At 72.3% G+C, this 18,652-nt stretch carries 17 protein-coding genes; 8 read left to right on the plus strand and 9 right to left on the minus strand.

Going from position 1 to position 18,652, the window contains the following annotated elements:
- Positions 1–43 precede the first annotated feature (43 nt).
- Genes M1L56_RS11985 through M1L56_RS12005 form a run of 5 tightly spaced genes read right to left on the minus strand, consistent with a single transcriptional unit; the run spans position 44 to position 6,294 of the window.
- Positions 44–1,168: an ABC transporter substrate-binding protein gene (locus M1L56_RS11985; protein ID WP_248599417.1), complete on the minus strand. Its 1,125-nt coding sequence runs from the start codon at positions 1,166–1,168 to the stop codon at positions 44–46.
- Complete coding sequence (locus M1L56_RS11990) at positions 1,165–2,664, minus strand: sulfate adenylyltransferase subunit 1 (RefSeq protein ID WP_248599418.1); 1,500 nt, start codon at positions 2,662–2,664, stop codon at positions 1,165–1,167. The genes M1L56_RS11985 and M1L56_RS11990 overlap by 4 nt, the downstream gene beginning before the upstream one ends.
- The gene (cysD, locus tag M1L56_RS11995; RefSeq protein WP_248599419.1) at positions 2,664–3,707 is read right to left on the minus strand and encodes a sulfate adenylyltransferase subunit CysD; all 1,044 of its coding nucleotides are present in this window, start codon (positions 3,705–3,707) and stop codon (positions 2,664–2,666) included. The genes M1L56_RS11990 and cysD overlap by 1 nt, the downstream gene beginning before the upstream one ends.
- A complete protein-coding gene (locus M1L56_RS12000; RefSeq protein ID WP_374256660.1) occupies positions 3,704–4,555 on the minus strand; it encodes a phosphoadenylyl-sulfate reductase in 852 nt (283 codons plus the stop codon). The genes cysD and M1L56_RS12000 overlap by 4 nt, the downstream gene beginning before the upstream one ends.
- Entirely contained in the window at positions 4,552–6,294 is a 1,743-nt protein-coding gene (locus M1L56_RS12005; protein ID WP_308198865.1) for a nitrite/sulfite reductase, read from the minus strand. The genes M1L56_RS12000 and M1L56_RS12005 overlap by 4 nt, the downstream gene beginning before the upstream one ends.
- Positions 6,295–6,492: 198 nt before the next feature.
- Between M1L56_RS12005 and M1L56_RS12010 the strand changes: the two genes are divergently transcribed.
- Positions 6,493–6,834 carry a hypothetical protein gene (locus tag M1L56_RS12010; protein WP_248599421.1) on the plus strand — a complete coding sequence of 114 codons (342 nt, stop codon included), beginning with the start codon at positions 6,493–6,495 and terminating at the stop codon, positions 6,832–6,834.
- 15 nt (positions 6,835–6,849) lie between these two features.
- Here M1L56_RS12010 and M1L56_RS12015 read toward each other — a convergent pair whose 3' ends face one another.
- The 3 genes from M1L56_RS12015 to M1L56_RS12025 form a co-directional block, all read right to left on the minus strand.
- Positions 6,850–7,608: a sirohydrochlorin chelatase gene (locus M1L56_RS12015; protein WP_248599422.1), complete on the minus strand. Its 759-nt coding sequence runs from the start codon at positions 7,606–7,608 to the stop codon at positions 6,850–6,852.
- Positions 7,609–7,672: 64 nt separating this feature from the next.
- Positions 7,673–8,464 (minus strand): cache domain-containing protein, encoded by a 792-nt coding sequence (locus tag M1L56_RS12020; RefSeq protein ID WP_248599423.1) that lies wholly within the window; start codon positions 8,462–8,464, stop codon positions 7,673–7,675.
- Positions 8,461–9,225 carry a FadR/GntR family transcriptional regulator gene (locus M1L56_RS12025; protein ID WP_067949549.1) on the minus strand — a complete coding sequence of 255 codons (765 nt, stop codon included), beginning with the start codon at positions 9,223–9,225 and terminating at the stop codon, positions 8,461–8,463. The genes M1L56_RS12020 and M1L56_RS12025 overlap by 4 nt, the downstream gene beginning before the upstream one ends.
- A 146-nt stretch (positions 9,226–9,371) precedes the next feature.
- Between M1L56_RS12025 and M1L56_RS12030 the strand changes: the two genes are divergently transcribed.
- The 6 genes from M1L56_RS12030 to M1L56_RS12055 all read left to right on the plus strand — a co-directional run bounded on the left by M1L56_RS12030 (position 9,372) and on the right by M1L56_RS12055 (position 17,109).
- A complete protein-coding gene (locus M1L56_RS12030; protein WP_067949548.1) occupies positions 9,372–10,424 on the plus strand; it encodes an ABC transporter ATP-binding protein in 1,053 nt (350 codons plus the stop codon).
- 61 nt (positions 10,425–10,485) lie between these two features.
- On the plus strand, positions 10,486–11,679 hold the full coding sequence (locus tag M1L56_RS12035) for an ABC transporter substrate-binding protein (RefSeq protein ID WP_248599424.1): 1,194 nt from the start codon (positions 10,486–10,488) through the stop codon (positions 11,677–11,679).
- Positions 11,680–11,821: 142 nt separating this feature from the next.
- The gene (locus M1L56_RS12040; protein WP_082847236.1) at positions 11,822–12,775 is read left to right on the plus strand and encodes an ABC transporter permease; all 954 of its coding nucleotides are present in this window, start codon (positions 11,822–11,824) and stop codon (positions 12,773–12,775) included.
- A gap of 10 nt (positions 12,776–12,785) precedes the next feature.
- Complete coding sequence (locus tag M1L56_RS12045; RefSeq protein ID WP_067949547.1) at positions 12,786–13,586, plus strand: ABC transporter permease; 801 nt, start codon at positions 12,786–12,788, stop codon at positions 13,584–13,586.
- Positions 13,587–13,610: 24 nt separating this feature from the next.
- Complete coding sequence (locus M1L56_RS12050; RefSeq protein ID WP_248599425.1) at positions 13,611–14,213, plus strand: nucleoside deaminase; 603 nt, start codon at positions 13,611–13,613, stop codon at positions 14,211–14,213.
- Positions 14,214–14,454: 241 nt separating this feature from the next.
- Positions 14,455–17,109, plus strand: coding sequence for an ExeM/NucH family extracellular endonuclease (locus M1L56_RS12055; protein WP_248599426.1), 2,655 nt, complete (start codon positions 14,455–14,457; stop codon positions 17,107–17,109).
- A 77-nt stretch (positions 17,110–17,186) separates the two neighbouring features.
- Here the strand turns inward: M1L56_RS12055 and M1L56_RS12060 are convergent, their stop codons facing one another.
- On the minus strand, positions 17,187–17,828 hold the full coding sequence (locus tag M1L56_RS12060) for a MarR family winged helix-turn-helix transcriptional regulator (RefSeq protein WP_248599427.1): 642 nt from the start codon (positions 17,826–17,828) through the stop codon (positions 17,187–17,189).
- Positions 17,829–18,011: 183 nt separating this feature from the next.
- Between M1L56_RS12060 and M1L56_RS12065 the strand changes: the two genes are divergently transcribed.
- Positions 18,012–18,632 (plus strand): MarR family transcriptional regulator, encoded by a 621-nt coding sequence (locus M1L56_RS12065; RefSeq protein ID WP_248599428.1) that lies wholly within the window; start codon positions 18,012–18,014, stop codon positions 18,630–18,632.
- Positions 18,633–18,652: the final 20 nt, after the last annotated feature.

The raw sequence follows: 18,652 nt of genomic DNA on the forward strand, positions 1-18,652 counted from the left end.
CGCGCCTTCGGTGCGACCCGACCAGCGGTGATGGTGGACACGACTACTCCGTCCCGAGCCCGGCCGCGCTCACGGGGTCGTCGCCGGCCGCCTCGAGCACGGCGTTCAGTGCCGAGAGGTCGAAGAGCCCGTCGATGTCGCCCGCCTTCGCGGTGCCTGCCGCGACGCCGTCCTCCAGCAGCTGGGCGAACGTGTCGGCGTGCGGGTCGAAGGTGAACTCGACGTGCTCGAGCGCCCGGTCGATGACCGCGTCCGAGAGGCCCTTGCCGGCGTCGGCGGTCAGGCGCGCGTTGATCACGTCGGCCGCGGCATCCGGGTTCTCATCGAGCCAGTCGACGGATGCCACGTGGCCGGCGACGAGCGCGCGGACCGTCTCCGGGTGTTCGGCGAGGAAGTCGGCGCGCACGAGCAGCACGGTCGTCGGGAACTCGCCGTCCTCCCAGAGGTCGGCCTCGTCGACGAGCACCTCCGCGCCCGCGTCGACGACGAGCCGCGACACCCACGGCTCGGGCAGCCACGCGCCGTCGAGGTCGCCGGCCTGGAAGAGCGTGAGCGTCTGGGCGTTCTCGGTCGGCGAGATGGTCACGTCGCCGCCGCCCGTCGTCGAGGTCTCGTAGCCCTCCTCGGCGAGCCAGGTGCGCAGCGCGACATCCTGCGTGTTGCCGAGCTGCGGGGTGGCGAGGTTGGTGCCCGCGAGGTCGTCGGCGCCGTCGATGCCCGGCTGCACGACGAGCGCCGCACCGCCGCTGGCGGCGCCGGCGACGATGCGGGCCGACTGGCCGGCCGAGGCGACGAACGTGTTGATCGCCGGGTTCGGGCCGATGTACGTCGCGTCGATCGCGCCGGCCGACAGCGCCTCGATGGCGGCCGGACCGGCGTTGAACACCTGCGTGGAGAGCTCGGTGTCGCCGAGCGCGTCCTCGATGAGGCCCTCCTCGAGCCCCACGAGCGCGGGGGCATGCGTCACGTTCGCGAAGTAGCCCAGGCGCAGCTCCTCGGCGGGCGTGCCCGTCGCCTCGGCGGCGGGCGCCTCAGGCTGGGTGTCGGCACCCGACGCGGGCGTGGCCGCGCATCCCGAGAGGGTCGCGGTCGTGAGGATGGCTCCGGCGAGCATCATGCCGGCGAGGTCTCCGAGACGGGTCGAGCGGATGGCGCGTGGTGCGGTCATGCTGGTCCTCCTTCGGTGACGATGCCGGCGGCGAGGGTCGCGCCGTCGTGCGGATGGATGACGAGGAACGCCCCCGCCCGGCGATGTGCGGCGTACGGCTCGACGGCGAGGTCCGCCGCGAGCTTCAGCCGCACGAGTCCGATCTCGTTCGTCTCGAGCGCCGCGGTCGGCTCGGTCTCGAGCGTGTCGAGGTCGAGCCGACCGCGGATGTCGGTGACGAGCGCCTGCACGGTCGACGTGCCGTGCTTCACGAGCACCCGGCTGCCCGGCGTGAGCGGCCGACCGTCGAGCTGGAACACGTCGGCCTCCAGCTCGCGCCGGGGCTTCGGCAGCGACCCGGCGGCGGCGATCACGGCACCGCGTGCGGCGTCGACCGGGTCGGCCAGGCGCAGCGAGACCGAGAGCGGAGCGGATGCCGCCTCGACGGCCACCGGTCCGCGGTCGATGCCGGCCACCGTCGTGGTGACGCCGGCCGGGAACACCTCGACCACATCGCCGACGCGGACCGTGCCCGACTCGATGCGGCCCGCGAAGGCGCGGTAGTCGCGGAAGTCGTCCGCCGCCGGTGGTCGAGTAGCACCGAAGGCGCGTACCGAGACCTCCGAGCCGCTCCGACCATCGATGAGCTCGGGCGACAGCGCGCCCTGCGGACGGATCACGAGCTGCACCGGCAGGCGCAGCGCCTCGAGATCCGTCACGAGCTCGTCGATCGTCGAGAGCGTCTCGAGCAGTTCGAGCAGGCTCGGGCCGTCGTACCACGGCGTGTTCGCCGAGCGCTCGACGACGTTGTCGCCCGCGAGCGCCGAGACCGGCACCACGTGCGCGTCGGGCAGGCCGAGGTCGCGGGCCAGCCCCGCGACATCCGTCGCCACCCGCTCGAACGCGGCGCGGTCGTACCCGACGAGGTCGATCTTGTTCACCGCGACGATCACGTGCGGCACGCGCAGCAGCTGCACGACCGCGAGGTGGCGGCGGGTCTGCTCGAGCACGCCGTTGCGCACGTCGACGAGCACGACGACGGCGTCGGCGGTGGCCGCGCCCGTGACCATGTTGCGCGTGTACTGCACGTGACCGGGGCAGTCGGCGAGGATGAACGACCGCCGCCCGGTCGAGAAGTACCGGTACGCGACGTCGATCGTGATGCCCTGCTCGCGCTCGGCGCGCAGGCCGTCGGTGAGGAGGGCGAAGTCGATCGCGCCGGGTTCGCCGCCGAAGCCGCGCTCGGCCGACGTGCGCGCGACCGACTCGAGCTGGTCGGCGAGGATCGCCTTCGAGTCGTGCAGGAGCCGGCCGACGAGCGTCGACTTGCCGTCGTCGACCGAGCCGGCGGTCGCGAACCGGAACAGGGGTCCTCCCGGTGATCGAGTAGCGCCCGGCGCAGCCGGACGCGTACCGAGAGCTGGCGTCGTGGTCTCGATACGCTCGCTGGCGCTCGCTACTCGACCACCGGTGTGGTCGCTCGCGCTCGCTACTCGACCGCCGGTGTGCTCGCTCATCAGAAGTACCCGTCCTTCTTGCGGTCCTCCATGGCCGCCTCCGAGAGACGGTCGTCGGCGCGGGTCGCACCGCGCTCGGTGAGGGTGGATGCCGCGACCTCGCGCACGATGTCCGACACCGTCGCGGCATCCGACACCACGGCCCCGGTGCAGCTGAGGTCGCCGACGGTGCGGTACCGCACGGTGCGCCGCTCGACGGTCTCGCCGGCACGCGGCGCCGACACGTCGCTCACCGCGAGCCACATGCCGTCGCGCGCATACACGTCGCGCTCGTGCGCGAAGTACAGCGGCGGCAGGGCGATCCGCTCGCGCTCGATGTAGCGCCACACGTCGAGCTCGGTCCAGTTCGAGATGGGGAACGCTCGCACGTGCTGGCCGACGGTGTGCCGGCCGTTGTAGAGGCTCCAGAGCTCGGGGCGCTGGTTGCGCGGGTCCCACTGACCGAACTCGTCCCGCAGCGAGATGATCCGCTCCTTGGCGCGTGCCTTGTCCTCGTCGCGGCGGGCACCGCCGAAGACCGCGTCGTGCTTGCCCGCCGCGATGGCGTCGAGCAGCGGCTGGGTCTGCAGCGGGTTGCGCGTGCCATCCGCTCGCTCCTGGAGGCGACCGTCGTCGAGGTAGTCCTGCACCGAGGCGACCTCGAGCCGGATGCCGAGCCGCTCGACGGTCTCGTCGCGGAACCGCAGCACCTCGGGGAAGTTGTGTCCGGTGTCGACGTGCAGCACCGGGAACGGCACGCGGCCGGGCCAGAACGCCTTGGTCGCCAGGTGCAGCACGACGACGGAGTCCTTGCCGCCCGAGAAGAGCAGCACGGGCCGTTCGAATTCGGCGACGACCTCGCGGATGATGTGGATCGCCTCCGCCTCGAGCGCGTCGAGCGCGTCGAGCCCGCCGGTGGTCGCGGAGGACGCGCCAGCGCCCGTATCGGTGGTCGAGTAGGACGCGCCAGCGCCCGTATCGAGACCCTGCCCGAGGGTGGCGGTCTCGATACGCGCCTCCGGTGCTACTCGACCACCGGACGAGTTCGCGTTCGTGTCGGTCATAGGTGCAACCCGCATTCCGTCTTGGCGAGGCCGGCCCAGCGGCCCGACCTCGGGTCCTCGCCCGCGGCGACGGGCTTCGTGCACGGCTCGCAGCCGATCGAGGGGTAGCCGTGCGACATGAGCAGGTTGACCGGCACGGCGTTGGTGCTCGCGTAGTCGAGCAGGTCGTCGAAGGTCCAGGCCGCGACGGGGTTCACCTTCACGAGCCCGTTCCGCTCGTCGTACGTGACGAGCGGGGTGAGCGCCCGGGTCGGCGCTTCCTCGCGGCGCACGCCCGTGAACCACACCTCGTACCCGGCGAGCGCGCGCTGGAGCGGCTCGACCTTGCGGCGCGCGCAGCAGAGGCCCGGGTCGCGGGCGAACAGCTCCGCGCCGAACTCGGCGTCCTGCTCGGCGACGGTCTGCTCGGGCAGCACGTCGACGACGCGCACGTCGAGGGCGCGCGCGACCTCGTCGCGGGTCACGTGGGTCTCGGCGAAGTGGTAGCCGGTGTCGAGGAACAGCACGTCGACCCCGGGCAGCTGCTGTGCCACCAGGTGGGGGAGTGCGGCGTCGGCCATCGAGCAGGCCACGGCCGCGGCATCCGTGGCGAAGTTCGCGGCGACCCAGGCGACGACGTCGGCGGCGGATGCCTCGTGGTCGGTGAGGCTGCCGAGCGCGGCGTTGCCGGCCTCGGCGAGGGCGCGCAGCTCGTCGGCCGAGCGCAACCCCGGTGGTCGAGTAGGGCGGGGCAACCACGCTGGTCGAGTAGGACGCGAAGCGCCCGTATCGAGACCTCGCCCACGGGTGGTCTCGGTACGCGCCTTCGGCGCTGCTCGGCCACCGAGCCCGAGGTTCTGCGCGCTCATCGCAGCGCCTCCTCGTCGGCGCGGTGCGCCCACTGGGTGAACGTCTCGCCCGCGTCCGCGTCGCGCTCGTCGAGGAAGCGCGTGACGACCCGCTCGACGTAGTCGGCGATGCCGTCGGCCGTGACCTTGAGGCCGCGCACCGTCCGGCCGAGGCCGGGCTCGTCGCGGTCCTGCGAGGCGAGTCCGCCGCCGAGGTGCACCTGGTAGCCCGGAACCTGCTCGCCGTCGATCGTGACGAGCTGGCCCTTGAGGCCGATGTCGGCGGTCTGGATGCGCGCGCACGAGTTGGGGCATCCGTTCACGTGCAGCGCGATCGGGTGCGGGAGGTCGAAGGCGTCGAGGCGCTCCTCGAGCTCGAGCACGGCCGCGGTCGCGAACGCCTTCGTCTCGACGATGGCGAGCTTGCAGAACTCGATGCCCGTGCACGCGATCGTGCCGCGGCGGATGAGGCTGGGCCGGGCCTGCAGTCCGAGCTCGTCGAGGCCGGCGATCAACGATTCCACCCGGTCCTCGGGGATGTCGAGGATGACGACCTTCTGGTGCGGCGTGGTGCGCAGCCGGGTCGACCCGTGGGCCTCGACGAGGTCGGCGAGCTTCGTGAGCGTCGGACCCGAGACGCGACCCACGATCGGCGTCGCGCCGACGTAGTAGCGGCCGTCCTTCTGGCGGTGCACGCCGACGTGGTCGCCGGGCGTCGTGGGCGTGGGCGCGGCGGGTCCGTCGGGCAGTGCGGCGCCGAGGTACTCGGTCTCGAGGACCGACCGGAAGCGCTCGACGCCCCAGTCGGCGAGGAGGAACTTCAGGCGCGCCTTGTTGCGCAGGCGGCGGTAGCCGTAGTCGCGGAAGATCTGGGCGACGCTGTGCCACACGTCGGCCACGAGCGCCGGCGCCACGAACACGCCGAGGCGCTCGGCGAGGCGCGGCGCGGTCGACAGGCCGCCGCCGACCCACAGGTCGTACCCGACCCCGAGCGTCGGGTGCTCGACGGCGACGAACGCGACGTCGTTGATCTCGTGCACGACGTCGTGGCTGGGGTGCCCGGTGATGGCCGACTTGAACTTGCGGGGCAGGTTCGCGAGCGACTCGTCGCCGATGAACCGCGACGTGATCTCGTCGATCTGCGGCGTCGGGTCGATGAGCTCGTCGGCGGCGATCCCGGCGACGGGCGAGCCGAGGATGACGCGGGGCACGTCGCCGCACGCCTCGGTGGTGCCGAGCCCGACGGCCTCGAGCCGGCGCCAGATCTCGGGTACGTCCTCGACGCGGATCCAGTGCAGCTGAACGTTCTGCCGGTCGGTGAGGTCGGCGGTGTCGCGGCCGAACTCGGTCGAGATGCCGCCGATGACGCGGAGCTGCTCGGTCGTGAGCTGCCCGCCGTCGATGCGGACGCGCAGCATGAAGTACTCGTCCTCGAGCTCGTGCGGCTCGAGCGTCGCGGTACGGCCGCCGTCGATCCCGGGCTTGCGCTGCGTGTACAGGCCCCACCAGCGGAAGCGCCCGTGCAGGTCGGTCGGGTCGATCGACGCGAAGCCGCCGGCGGCGTAGGTCGTCTCGATCCGCTCGCGCACGCTCAGGCCGCCGTCGGCCTGCTTCCACTCCTCGTTGGCGTTGAGCGGGGCGGTGCCGTCGACCTTCCACTGTCCGTTCGGCTTCGCCGAGGGGCGGGGTGTGCGGATGTCGCGAGCCGGGCGCTCGGCGCGCGGCGCCCGCGGCGCGGCATCCGTCGTCTCGATCGTCACGGTTCCCCTCCTCGTCGGCGCCCCCGTCCGGGGCACGTGGTTGACGAAGGTACGGGGGGTCGAGGGGATGCCGGAAGGCCGCTCCGTCACGTTCGGTCACCCCGTGTCGCACGACGTCACATGCCGTCGCAGACGGTCACGCGGACGCCGACGCGGGAGCGCGTTGACCTCGGACCCACCCGGGGGGAGGATGCCGACATGGAGACGCCCGGGGACGCCGCCGACCGCCACGCGGGCAACCTCTTCGGCCTGCTCACCTCGCCGCTCGTGGCCGGGCTGATCGTGTTCCTCGGCACCGCGTGGTGGACGTGCGAGGGATTCGTCTCGTCGGGCGACAACGGGTGGCGGCTGTCGGCGGTCGACCCGGCGCTGCTGGGGTCCGGCGGCGTGATCGGCGGGGCGCCGTCGTGCGAGCGGGTCATCCCCATGGTCGGCGACGACGCCTCGGCGTGGCTGGTCGCGCTGCTCGTCGCGGGCCTCGGCTACGTCGTCGTCTTCATCGCGCTGGCGCTGCGCAACGGCGGCCGCCGCGCCGCCTGACCCGCGAGCGCCCGGTCAGGGCCGACGGGGTCCGTCACGCAGGGCGCCGACGGATGCCGCGTAGCGGTCGAGCACGATCTCGACGAGCTCGGCCGGCGCGGGCTCATCGGGCACGAGGAGCGGGGCTGCCGTGACCTCCGCCCCCGCGGCACGGGCGAGGTCGTCGAAGTAGCCGGGCGCGAGCAGGTAGTTCGCCACGATCACGCGCGCGTCGCGGCCCGCGCCGGCACGTGCGGCCGCGACCGCGTCGGGCAGCCGCGGCTCGGCCGCCGAGAGGAAGCCGACCGCGACCTCGCGCCCCGCCGCGGCGCTCAGGCGCCGTGCCTGCTCGACGCAGTCGTCGACCGCGCGCCGGTCGCTCGACCCGGCGACGGCGAGCACGATGCGGTCGTCGTCGCGCAGGCCCGCCTCGCGCAGCCGGCGCAGCAGCACGCTCGCGAGCCGGTCGTCGGGCCCGAGCGCGCCCGCGAGCACGACGGGCCGCGCGGTCTCCTCCTCGACCGCGTCGGTGAGGTCGACGTACACGTGGTACCCCGCCGAGAGCAGCAGCGGCACGACCACGGCTGGCTCGCCGTCGGCGAGGGAGGCCAGGGTCGCGGGCACGTCGGGCTGCTCGACGTCGACGTGGCCGAGGCGCACGGTCGGCGTGGCATCCGGATGGCGCTGCGCCACCGCCTCGGCGACCGCGTCGTGCAGGCCGCGCACCGCGCGCCGCCCTTCGGGGGACGACGTCCCGTGCGAGATGCCGACGAGTGCGGGGGGCGGGGCGGTCATCCCCTCATGTTCGCATCGGCCGCGCGGCGCCCGCGAGCGCGTCACCTCGTGTGACGCGGGCGCGCTACTCGACGACGAGCGCGAGCGACGTGTCGCCGCACGGCACGACGGTGCCGCCGGCCGGCAGGCGCGCGGCATCCGTCACCCGGCCCGCGGCCTCGGCCTCGCGGAGCGGCGCGAGCGCCTCGGCGAGCCCGTCGAGCCGGAGGAGCGCCCCCGTGGCCCGGTGCGTCTCGCTCGACGCGACGATCCGACCCGACGCGTTCACGATCGTGCACGTGCCGCCGGCGCCGCGCAGCACGGGCAGCAGCACCTGCTCGAGGCGGGCGACGTACACGTCGGCGCCCACGAGCCCGACCATCTCGCCGTCGACGCGGACGGGCGTCGTGATGGTCACCGTGTAGTCGTCGGTGCAGAGGTAGTCGACGTACGGGCCGGTGAGGTGCCGGCTGCCGGTCCGTTCGGGCACGCGCCACCACTCGAGCGTCGTGTAGTCGCGGAACGACTCGGCGTCGGGGTCGCTCTCGGCGTCGAGGCGACGGATGCCGCGGGCGGCCTCCGCCTGGAACGGCGACCGGCCGCTCAGCCACCAGGCCAGGTGCCAGGGCGCGTCGACGAGGTAGCCGGGCGCGGCGACGAAGCCCGCGCCGGTGATGAGCGTCTCGGCCCGGACGAGTTCGACGGCGACGAGGTCGTGCACGAACGGGTCGACGGATGCCGCGCGCGGCTCGGCGTCGCTCGAGAGCCGCCGCTCGGCGGCGTCGCGCCACGCGTCGATGACGGCGAACACGGGATCGATGACGTCGGCGACGCGTCGTGCGACGGTCGCCGCGTCGGTGGCGACGGCGTGGGTCATGATCCACTCCCTTCCCCGGCTTCGAGGCGCGCCTTCTCGTCGATGAGCCATTCGACGCACTCGGTGACGTGGTCGACGGTCGCGCGGCGGGCGGATGCGGCATCCGCTCGCCGGATCGCGTCGATGATGTCGAGGCGTGCCTGCCTACTGCGGTCACGGTACTCCTGGGCCCGCAGGCACAGGAAGAGCAAAGGTCCCGTCTCGGCCTGCAGGCGGAGCTCCTCGTGGACGAGGCGCGGCGACTGGCTCACCGCCGCGACCTCGAGCCGGAACCGGCTGACCGCGCGGCGCGCGCCGCCCGCGGAGGTGAGGTCGGCTCGGGCGTCGATCTCGACGAGCGAGGCGACGTCGTCGTCGCTCGCGCGGTCGGCGGCGACCTCGGCGGCCATGCCGGCGATCGCGGCGACGTGCAGCGACAGGTCGCGGAGCTCGATGCGGCTCGTGGTGCGCAGCCGTTCGTCGAGGAGTCGCGCGGAGGCGTCGCGGTCGTACGTGACGAAGCTGCCGCCGTCTCGGCCGCGCCGGGTGCGGACGAGTCCCTTGTGGCGCAGCGCGACGAGGGCTTCGCGGGCGGTGACGAGGGCGACGCCGAGGCTCTTGGCGAGGTCGGCCTCGCTGGGCAGTCGCTCGCCGTCGTGGAGCACGCCCGAGACGATCGCATCGGTGAGGCGCTGCTCGACGAGTTCGGCGCGGCCCGCGCCCTCGAGCGGGGAGAAGATCACGGCGCGGGCGGCGTCGGCGCGCGCGGTGGCGTGCGGCATCCGTCCTCCTCGATGGTGCGCCGCGGCGGGTCCCCCGGCCTGGGGGCGGCCTCCGCCGCTTCCGTGATCAGACCGTAACACGGACCTATGGACTATGACATATGAAGCCATATGATTTACCGCATCGAGATCGAAGGAGATCGTCCATGACCGACCAGCAGCCGGCCATCCGGCTCACCGGACTCACGAAGGAGTTCGGCGCCGTCACCGCCGTCGACCACGTCGATCTCGAGATCGGCGCGGGCGAGTTCTTCTCGATGCTGGGCCCCTCGGGCTCGGGCAAGACCACGGTGCTCCGCCTGATCGCCGGGTTCGAGCAGCCGACGGATGGCACGATCGAGCTCTTCGGCGACGACGTCACGAGGCGGGCGCCCTTCGACCGCGACGTCAACACGGTCTTCCAGGACTACGCGCTCTTCCCCCACATGAACGTCCTCGACAACGTCGCGTACGGGCTCCGGGTCCGCGGCATCGGCAAGGCCGAGCGCAACGAGCGCGCCCGCCGGGCGCTGGCATCCGTTCGCCTCGAGCAGATGGCCGACCGCAAGCCCGCGCAGCTCTCGGGCGGGCAGCGGCAGCGCGTCGCCCTCGCCCGCGCCACCGTCGTACAGCCCAAGGTGCTGCTGCTCGACGAGCCGCTCGGCGCGCTCGACCTCAAGCTCCGCGAGCAGATGCAGGTCGAGCTGAAGCAGATCCAGCGCGACCTCGGCATCACCTTCATCTTCGTCACGCACGACCAGGAGGAGGCGCTCACGCTCTCCGACCGGGTCGCCGTGTTCAACAACGGCCGCATCGAGCAGCTCGGCACGCCCGCCGAGCTCTACGAGCGGCCCGCCTCGCGGTTCGTCGCCGACTTCGTCGGCACCTCCAACCTGTTCGACGACCGCGTCTCGCAGGCGCTCCTCGGTCGCGGCGGCGTCCACTCCGTGCGCCCCGAGAAGATGACCGTCGGTGCCGGCGAGACCGGCGCCGGCATCCGCAACGCCCCCGGAACCGTCGCCGAGACCATCTACCTCGGCAGCGGCATCCGCCTCGTGGTCGACCTCGACGCCGGCGTGCGCGTCAGCGTGCTCGAGCAGAACGACCGCAACCGCACCCACGACGAGGACCGCGGCGATCGCGTCGTCGTCAGTTGGCACGACGACGACGTCATCGCCCTCGGCGGGGCGGATGCCGCCGCGCCCGCGCCCGCCGCCTGAAACCGACCCGAACCGCACCACCGATCACACACCCACACACACAGAAACCAGGAGAGAACCCATGATGCGCATCACCCGGAGGGCGCGCCGCGGCGCGACCGTCGGCGTCGCGATCGGCTCGATCGCGCTGCTCACCCTCACCGCCTGCGGCACGACCTCGGGCGAGACCGCCGCCACGGGCGACGCGGCCACCGAACTCGGCGAGACCGAGGGCCAGGTGTCGATCCTGGCGTGGCCCGGCTACGTCGAGGACGGCTCCAACGACCCCGCCGTCGACTGGGTCACCCCCTTCGAGGAGGAGACCGGTTGCGAGGTCACGTCCAAGACCTACGGCACGTCGGACGAGGCCGTGAACCTCATGAAGACCGGCGACTACGACGTCGTCGCGGCATCCGGCGACGCCACGCTGCGGCTCATCGCCGGCGGCGAGGTCCAGCCCGTCAACACCGACCTCATCCCGAACTACGAGGGCATCTACGACTTCCTCAAGGAGAAGGAGTGGAACTCGGTCGACGGGCAGTCGTACGGCGTCCCGCACGGCTACGGCGCGAACCTGCTCATGTACAACACGGAGGTCTTCCCCGAGGCGCCCACCTCGTGGGACGTCGTCTTCGACAAGGCCGCCGAGAACTCCGGCAAGGTGACGGCGTACGACTCGCCGATCTACATCGCGGATGCCGCGGTGTACCTGATGCACCACCAGCCCGAGCTCGGCATCGAGAACCCGTACGCGCTCGACGAGGAGCAGTTCCAGGCCGCGGTCGACCTCCTCAAGGAGCAGCGCCAGCACATCGGCGAGTACTGGTCCGACTACCTCAAGGAGATCCAGGCCTTCGAGACCGGCGACTCGGTCGTCGGCACGACGTGGCAGGTCATCCAGAACGTGCTCGCCGGTTCCGGCGCGACGACTGAGGTCACGCTTCCCGAAGAGGGCGCGACCGGCTGGTCGGACACGTGGATGATCGCCTCCGACGCCGCCAACGTGAACTGCGCATACGAGTGGCTGAACTACATCGCCAGCCCCGAGGCGAACGCCCAGGCCACCGAGTACTTCGGCGAGGCGCCGTCGAACCAGGAGGCGTGCGAGTTCCGCAGCGAGGGCTCGTGCGAGGCGTTCCACGCCGGTGACGAGGAGTACGCCTCGCAGATCTGGTACTGGACCACCCCGATCGCCGAGTGCGTCGACGGCCGCACCGACGTCGAGTGCGTCGACTACGCCCAGTGGACGGCGGCCTGGCAGGAGATCAAGGGCTGAGCCCGACGCGGGCCGGGGAGACCGGCGCCGCCGACGAGAGATCAGCCCCCTCGGTCTCCGACGACGGCACCGCTCCCCGGTCCGCCCCCGCCGTTCCCGAACCCTCCCACTTCCCCGACGAACCGCACCGACAGGAAGACGAATGACGACGAATGCGACGGCACCGGCCCCGGTCCGCGGCCCCGACCGCGACGACGGCTCCCGCAGCGCCATCCGCCGCCCCAGGGCCACCCCCGCCCGCCGCACGTCGGTGTTCCTCAGCACGCACCCGCGGATGCGACTCGCGCTGCTGCTGTCGGCCCCGCTGTTCTGGCTGGGCCTCGTGTACGTGGTGGCGCTCGCCGCGCTGCTCGTCACCGCGTTCTGGTCGGTCGACAGCTTCACGGGCCAGATCCGCACCGAGTGGACGATCGACAACATCGTCACGGTGCTCACCGGGTCGCTGTACCAGACGGTGACCCTCCGCACGATCGGCGTGGCGCTGCTCGTGACCATCATCGACGTCGCGCTCGCCCTGCCGATCGCGTTCTACATGGCGAAGGTGGCCTCGCCCCGGGCCCGCCGGCTGCTCGTCATCGCCGTGCTCATGCCGCTGTGGGCGAGCTACCTCGTGAAGGCGTACGCCTGGCGGTCGGTGCTGTCGCAGGACGGCATCCTCGAGTGGCTCGTGTCGCCGTTCGGCCTGAGCACGCCCGGCTACGGCCTGCCCGCGACGATCATCACGCTGTCGTACCTGTGGCTGCCGTACGTGATCCTGCCCATCTACGCCGGGCTCGAGCGGGTGCCCGACTCGCTGCTCGAGGCTTCCGCCGACCTCGGCGGCAAGACCTGGCCGACCGTGCGCCACGTGGTCCTGCCGCTCGCCGCCCCGGCGATCATCGCCGGCACCATCTTCAGCTTCTCGCTGTCGCTCGGCGACTACATCACGGTGAACATCGTCGGCGGGGCGAACCAGATGCTCGGCAACCTCGTCTACACGAACGTGGGCGCGGCGAACAACCTGCCGCTCGCGGCGGCGATCGCGCTCATCCCGATCGCGATCATCTTCGGCTACCTCGCGCTCGTGCGTCGCACGGGTGCGCTCGACAACCTCTAGGGGCGAACGGATGCGACTCTCCCGACTCTCGCGCACGATGCTCGGCGCCGTGGCCGGCCTCATCCTCGTGCTGGTGTACGTGCCCCTGCTGGTGGTGCTCGTGAACTCGTTCTCGACGTCGACCTCGCTGTCGTGGCCGCCGCCCGGGTTCACGCTCGAGTGGTGGCGGCGCGCGTTCGCTTCGGCCGGCGCGATGGAGGCCGTGCAGACGAGCGTCGTGGTGGCGCTCATCTCGACGGCGATCGCACTGGTGCTCGGCACGCTCATCTCGTTCGCGCTGCAGCGGTTCGACTTCTTCGGCCGGCAGACGGTGAACCTGCTGGTGATCCTGCCGATCGCGCTGCCGGGCATCATCACCGGTATCGCGCTGAACAACTTCTTCCGCACGATCATGGGCATCCCGCTGTCGATCTGGACCGTGGTGATCGCGCATGCCACGTTCTGCATCGTGACGGTCTTCAACAACGTCATCGCGCGGCTTCGGCGCACCGGCACGAAGCTCGAGGAGGCGTCGGCCGACCTCGGCGCGGGCGTGTGGACGACGTTCCGGCTGGTGACCTTCCCCCAGCTGCGGTCGGCGCTGCTCGCGGGCGGGCTGCTCGCGTTCGCGCTGTCATTCGACGAGATCATCGTGACGACGTTCACGGCGGGGTCCGGCGTGACGACGTTGCCCATCTTCATCCTGAACAACATGTTCCGGCCCAGCCAGGCGCCCATCGTCGCCGTGATCGCGGTGGTGCTGGTGCTCGTGTCGATCATCCCGATTTACCTGGCGCAGCGCCTCTCGGGCGACGAGCAGCAGCGCCGCTGACTCCGGCCCGCCAGAATGGGCGGTATGGATGCCGCGATGCCGACGTCGTTCTCCGCCGCCCTGCCCGAGTGGCTCGTCGCCGAGCTGCCGGCACTGGCCGAGACGGTCCTCCCCGACGACGAGTCCCGCGTCGGGCTCGCGATCGAACTCGCGGACCGCAACTGGCGCGCCGGCAACGGCGGGCCGTTCGCGGCGCTCGTGGTCGACGCGGCATCCGGTCGGCTCGTCTCGGCCGGCGTGAACGTGGTGCTCTCGAGCGGGCTCAGCTCGACGCACGCGGAGGTGACCGCGCTGAGTCTGGCCCAGACGCGCCTCGGCCGGTGGGATCTCGGTGCGGACGGCGCCCAGCTCGAGCTCGTCGTCAACTGGGCGACGTGCGTCATGTGCTACGGCGCGACCATGTGGTCGGGGGTGCGCCGGCTCGTGATCGCGGGGCACGGCGACGACTGCCAGCGCCTGACCGGCTTCGACGAGGGGCCGATGCCCGCCCACTGGATGGGCGAGTTCGAGCGGCGCGGCATCCGCGTGCGCACCGACGTGCGGCGGGAGGACGCGCTCGACGTGTTCCGCGCGTTCGGGGCGTCGGATGCGGTCGTGTACAACGCGCGGGGGCAGGCCGACGCCTGACGGGGTGCGGGCGGCGAGGGTGCTCGAGCGGCTCGGCGCTCACCTGAGCGCTCGGTTCCCGTCTCCATGCGCAGATGAGCATTCCTCGACGATGATGCGTCGTTTCTGCCTGTTCATCAGGGAGTTTCCGTCTGGATAACGTTCGGTGACGGGTGTGCGGCAACCCTTCACACCGCGACATCCCGCCGCATATGCTGTGCCCCGTGCGTGGGCCACCGTGGGCCCACCGGCAACGAGGAGCATGATGAAACGTCCCTACCACGCGCTCGCGGGCCTCACCGCCGGTGCGCTCGCCGCGGTCGGCCTCGCCGTCCCCGCCGCCCACGCCGCCGACGGCGTCGCGAACGACCTGATCATCAGCGAGTACGTCGAGGGCAGCTCCAACAACAAGGCCCTCGAGTTCGCGAACCTCACGGCGAACCCGATCGACCTCGGTGCCGGCGGCTACTCGGTCAAGATGTACTTCAACGGCGGCGTCACGCCGGGCCTGACCGTCAACCTGACCGGCACCGTCGCCGCGGGCGAGGTGCACGTGCTCGCGCAGGGCTCCGCCAGTGCGACGGTGCTCGCCGCGGCCGACCAGCTCAACAGCGGCAGCTGGTTCAACGGCGACGACGCCATCGTCCTCGAGAAGGCGGGCGTCGTCATCGATTCGCTCGGCCAGGTCGGCTTCGACCCCGGCGCCGAGTGGGGCACCGGCCTCACCTCCACGGCCGACAACACGCTGCGCCGCAACGCCTCCGTGTGCTCGGGCGACACCAACACCGCCGACACGTTCGACCCCGCCGCGCAGTGGACCGGCTTCGCCGCCGACACGTTCGACGGCCTCGGCGCCCACACCGCCGACTGCGAGGCGGGCGACGGCGATGACGGCGGCGACCCCGGTGACGGCGGCGGCGACCCCGGCACCGGCCCCACCTGCGACACGGACGTCGCGACGATCGGCTCGGTGCAGGGCTCCGGCACCGCCTCGCCGGTGGTCGGCAGCACGCGAACCGTGCGCGGCACCGTGGTCGGCGACTTCCAGGTCGGCGGCTTCAACGGCTACTACCTGCAGGACGCGGGCGACGGCGACGCCGCGACCTCCGACGGCCTGTTCATCTACGCCCCCGGCGGCGCCGACGTGAACGCCGGCGACGTGCTGACGGTGACGGGCACGGTGAGCGAGTTCTTCAACATGACGCAGATCACCGCGTCGCAGGTCATCCCGTGCGCGACCGGTGCCGCCCTGCCCGCTGCCACGACGCTCGAGCTTCCGGCGACGGATGCCCAGCGCGAGGCGCTCGAGGGCATGCGCGTGACGCTGCCGCAGTCGCTCGCCGTGCTGGAGTACTTCAACTACGGCCGCTACGGCGAGATCGCGCTCGGCACCGATCGCCAGTTCCAGCCCACCGCGGTGTACGCCCCCGGATCGGCCGAGGCGATCGAGCTGGCCGCCGCGAACGCGCGCGGTCGCATCACGCTCGACGACGGGCGCAGCAACCAGAACCCCGACCCGCTCCGCCACCCGAACGGCGACCCGTTCTCGCTGCAGAACACCCTGCGCGGCGGCGACCTCGTCACGGGCCTCACCGGCGTGCTCGACTACCGGAACAACGCCTACAAGATCCAGCCGACCGAGGCCGCCTCGTACCAGCGGGCGAACCCCCGCGGTGAGGCGCCGGAGGTGGCCGGCACGACGACGGTCGCGAGCTTCAACGTCCTCAACTACTTCACGACGCTGAACGCGCGCGGCGCCAACACCGCCGCCGAGTTCGAGCGCCAGGAGGCGAAGATCGTCGACGCCATCTCCCGCATCGACGCCGACATCGTCGGCCTCATCGAGATCGAGAACAACGGCGGCACCGCGCTGAACGCGCTCGTCGCCGCCCTCAACGAGGAGATGGGCGCCGGAACGTACGCCGGCATCGACACCGGCAAGCTCGGCACCGACGAGATCACGACCGCGCTCATCTACAAGCCGGCGAGCGTCGTCCCCGTGGGCGCCCACGCCGTGCTCGACGCCTCGGTCGACCCGCGCTTCGACACGACGCGCAACCGCCCGGCGCTCGCGCAGACGTTCGAGCCGGTCGGCGGCGGCGACGACGTCACCGTCGTGGTCAACCACCTCAAGTCGAAGGGCTCGGCGTGCGCGGGCGACCCCGACCGCGGCGACGGCCAGGGCAACTGCAACGTGACCCGCACGGTCGCGGCGCAGGCGCTCGCCGACTGGCTGGCGACCGAGCCGACCGGTGCCGACGCGGGCCGCGAGTTGATCATCGGCGACCTCAACGCGTACGACAAGGAGGACCCGATCACGGCGCTCCGCAACGCGGGATACACCGACCTGCTGCGCCAGTTCGTCGGCGAGTTCGCCTACTCGTACGTGTTCGACGGGCAGCTCGGTTACCTCGACCACGGCCTGGCCGGCGCGAGCCTGCTCGAGGACGTGACCGGGGCGGCGGAGTGGGCGATCAACGCCGACGAGCCGACCATCCTCGACTACAACACCGAGTTCAAGTCGGCGGGTCAGGTGTCGAGCTGGTACGCGCCCGACGCCTACCGCTCGAGCGACCACGACCCCGTGATCGTCGGACTCGACCTCACGGTGCCCGACACGACCGCGCCCGAGCTCACGGTCACCGCGGACCCGTCGGTCGTGTTCCCGCCGAACAACAAGTGGCGGACGATCGCGGTCGACATCGCGGCGTCGGACGACTCCGGCGAGGTCGAGGTCGAGCTCACCGAGTCCCGGGTCGTCTCCGCGGGCGCCGGAGGACGCGGTGACGTGCGCGTGGTCGGCGGTGAGGTGCAGGTGAAGGCCGTTGCCGGGGCGCGCTACGAGCTGACCTACACGGCGACCGACCCCAGCGGCAACACGACCACCGCTTCGGTCACCATCCGCGTGGCTCCGTAGGCGGTCCCGCCCGGCGACCTGCAACGGCGCGCCGCTCCCCGTGGGGGGCGGCGCGCCGTCGTCGTCAGCGGGATCGCTCAGCGCTCATCGTGGACGCACCGGGCGTGGTCAGGGCCGTGCCGGTGACCGGGGCCGTGCCGGTGGCCCTGGCCGTCGGCGTGGCCGGAGCCGCCGTGAGGGTCGAAGCGGTGCCCGGCCCAGTGGTGGCCGCGGAAACGGTGGGCTCCTCGGCCGAACCGGCGTCCGGGCCGATCGGGCCCGTCCTCGCTCCAGCCGAGTTCGCGGGCGATGGCCTCGAGCGTGGCGACCGTCGTCGCGTAGTCGTCGGCCGGCACGGCCCCGGCGATCCGCGAACGGATGCCGCGGACGCGCTCGCCGAGCGTCGCGAGCGCCGCGCGACCGGCGTCGGTGAGGTGCCGGTCGCCGGCGTCGCCTGCGATCCAGCCGCGTTCGACGAGCGGTGCGACGAGCTCGGGCCGGCGCTCGAGCTTCGTGCTGAGCCGCTCGTCGCGCGCTTCGCCTCCGATGAGGTTGAGCAACCGCCATTCGCGGCGGGTGACTTCCAGGTCGTCGAACGCGGCGGCGAATTCACGCGCGATGGCCCGGTCGACGGTCGTGAGCCAGAAGCCGAGCGGGCGGCCCGGGCCGGAGGGCTCGGGCCGGTCGTGGGAATCAGGGGCGTGGTCGTGGGAGTCAGGGGTGTGGTCGTGGGAGTTCATGGGGGTCCTTTCGGATGCGCCGATCCGGCGCGGGGAGTCGGCCGCCGAGGGCCGGATGGAGTCGCCGCGAGTGCGGCCGCGGTGCGAGTGCCCCGCTCGAGGAGCTGATGCATGTCATCAAGCATGCATATGTAGTGTGACATGCAATGCGAATGCATGTCAAATGACAAGTACTCTGGAGGCGTGAACGACGACCCCGAGACGCCCGCCGGCTCTGCCGGAAGCGACGATCCGGTGAGTCCGGCCGATTCGCCCGAACGCATCGCGCGCGCGCTCGCCGCGCTCCGCCGCGGCGGCCGGCCGCCGTGGGCCACGCGCGACGACGACCGGCCCGAGCATGGGAGGGGCCACCGGCACGGACATCCCCACGGCGGGCCGCACGCCCACGGCCCGGGCCCGTCCGGCCACCGCGGGCCCCACGGCGAACCCAGCGCCGGCCCGTGGGCGTTCCGGTTCGGTCCGGTCGCCCGGCACCGGCTCCTCGCGACCCTCGACGCGGCCGACCGCGCCATGTCGGTCACCGAGCTCGCCGAGGCGATCGGCGTCGACCAACCGCGCGCGAGCCGCCTGGTGCAGGGCGCCGTCGCCGACGCCCTCGTGGCGCGCGAGGCCGATCCCGACGACGCCAGGCGCACCCGGGTGCGCCTGACCGAGTCCGGCCGCGCGGCCGTCCGCTCCGCCGGAGCCGAGCACCGCCGGGCCATCGACTCCGCCCTCGACGGATTCAGCGACGAGGAGCGCGTCGTGTTCGCCGACCTCCTCACGCGGTTCGCCGAGGGCCTCCGCCGCGAGCGCGGCCGCTGACCTCGCGGGTGCCAGCCCGG

This window comes from Agromyces sp. C10 (genome assembly GCF_023217995.1).
Lineage (GTDB): Bacteria > Actinomycetota > Actinomycetes > Actinomycetales > Microbacteriaceae > Agromyces > Agromyces indicus.

What these genes read in the sequence shown, in the direction of transcription:
- M1L56_RS11985 (WP_248599417.1), bottom strand. Translation starts at nt 1,168, where the DNA reads ATGACCGCACCACGCGCCATCCGCTCGACCCGTCTCGGAGACCTCGCC.
- M1L56_RS11990 (WP_248599418.1), bottom strand. Translation starts at nt 2,664, where the DNA reads ATGAGCGAGCACACCGGCGGTCGAGTAGCGAGCGCGAGCGACCACACC.
- cysD (WP_248599419.1), bottom strand. Translation starts at nt 3,707, where the DNA reads ATGACCGACACGAACGCGAACTCGTCCGGTGGTCGAGTAGCACCGGAG.
- M1L56_RS12000 (WP_374256660.1), bottom strand. Translation starts at nt 4,555, where the DNA reads ATGAGCGCGCAGAACCTCGGGCTCGGTGGCCGAGCAGCGCCGAAGGCG.
- M1L56_RS12010 (WP_248599421.1), top strand. Translation starts at nt 6,493, where the DNA reads ATGGAGACGCCCGGGGACGCCGCCGACCGCCACGCGGGCAACCTCTTC.
- M1L56_RS12015 (WP_248599422.1), bottom strand. Translation starts at nt 7,608, where the DNA reads ATGACCGCCCCGCCCCCCGCACTCGTCGGCATCTCGCACGGGACGTCG.
- M1L56_RS12020 (WP_248599423.1), bottom strand. Translation starts at nt 8,464, where the DNA reads ATGACCCACGCCGTCGCCACCGACGCGGCGACCGTCGCACGACGCGTC.
- M1L56_RS12025 (WP_067949549.1), bottom strand. Translation starts at nt 9,225, where the DNA reads ATGCCGCACGCCACCGCGCGCGCCGACGCCGCCCGCGCCGTGATCTTC.
- M1L56_RS12030 (WP_067949548.1), top strand. Translation starts at nt 9,372, where the DNA reads ATGACCGACCAGCAGCCGGCCATCCGGCTCACCGGACTCACGAAGGAG.
- M1L56_RS12035 (WP_248599424.1), top strand. Translation starts at nt 10,486, where the DNA reads ATGATGCGCATCACCCGGAGGGCGCGCCGCGGCGCGACCGTCGGCGTC.
- M1L56_RS12040 (WP_082847236.1), top strand. Translation starts at nt 11,822, where the DNA reads ATGACGACGAATGCGACGGCACCGGCCCCGGTCCGCGGCCCCGACCGC.
- M1L56_RS12045 (WP_067949547.1), top strand. Translation starts at nt 12,786, where the DNA reads ATGCGACTCTCCCGACTCTCGCGCACGATGCTCGGCGCCGTGGCCGGC.
- M1L56_RS12050 (WP_248599425.1), top strand. Translation starts at nt 13,611, where the DNA reads ATGGATGCCGCGATGCCGACGTCGTTCTCCGCCGCCCTGCCCGAGTGG.
- M1L56_RS12055 (WP_248599426.1), top strand. Translation starts at nt 14,455, where the DNA reads ATGATGAAACGTCCCTACCACGCGCTCGCGGGCCTCACCGCCGGTGCG.
- M1L56_RS12060 (WP_248599427.1), bottom strand. Translation starts at nt 17,828, where the DNA reads ATGAACTCCCACGACCACACCCCTGACTCCCACGACCACGCCCCTGAT.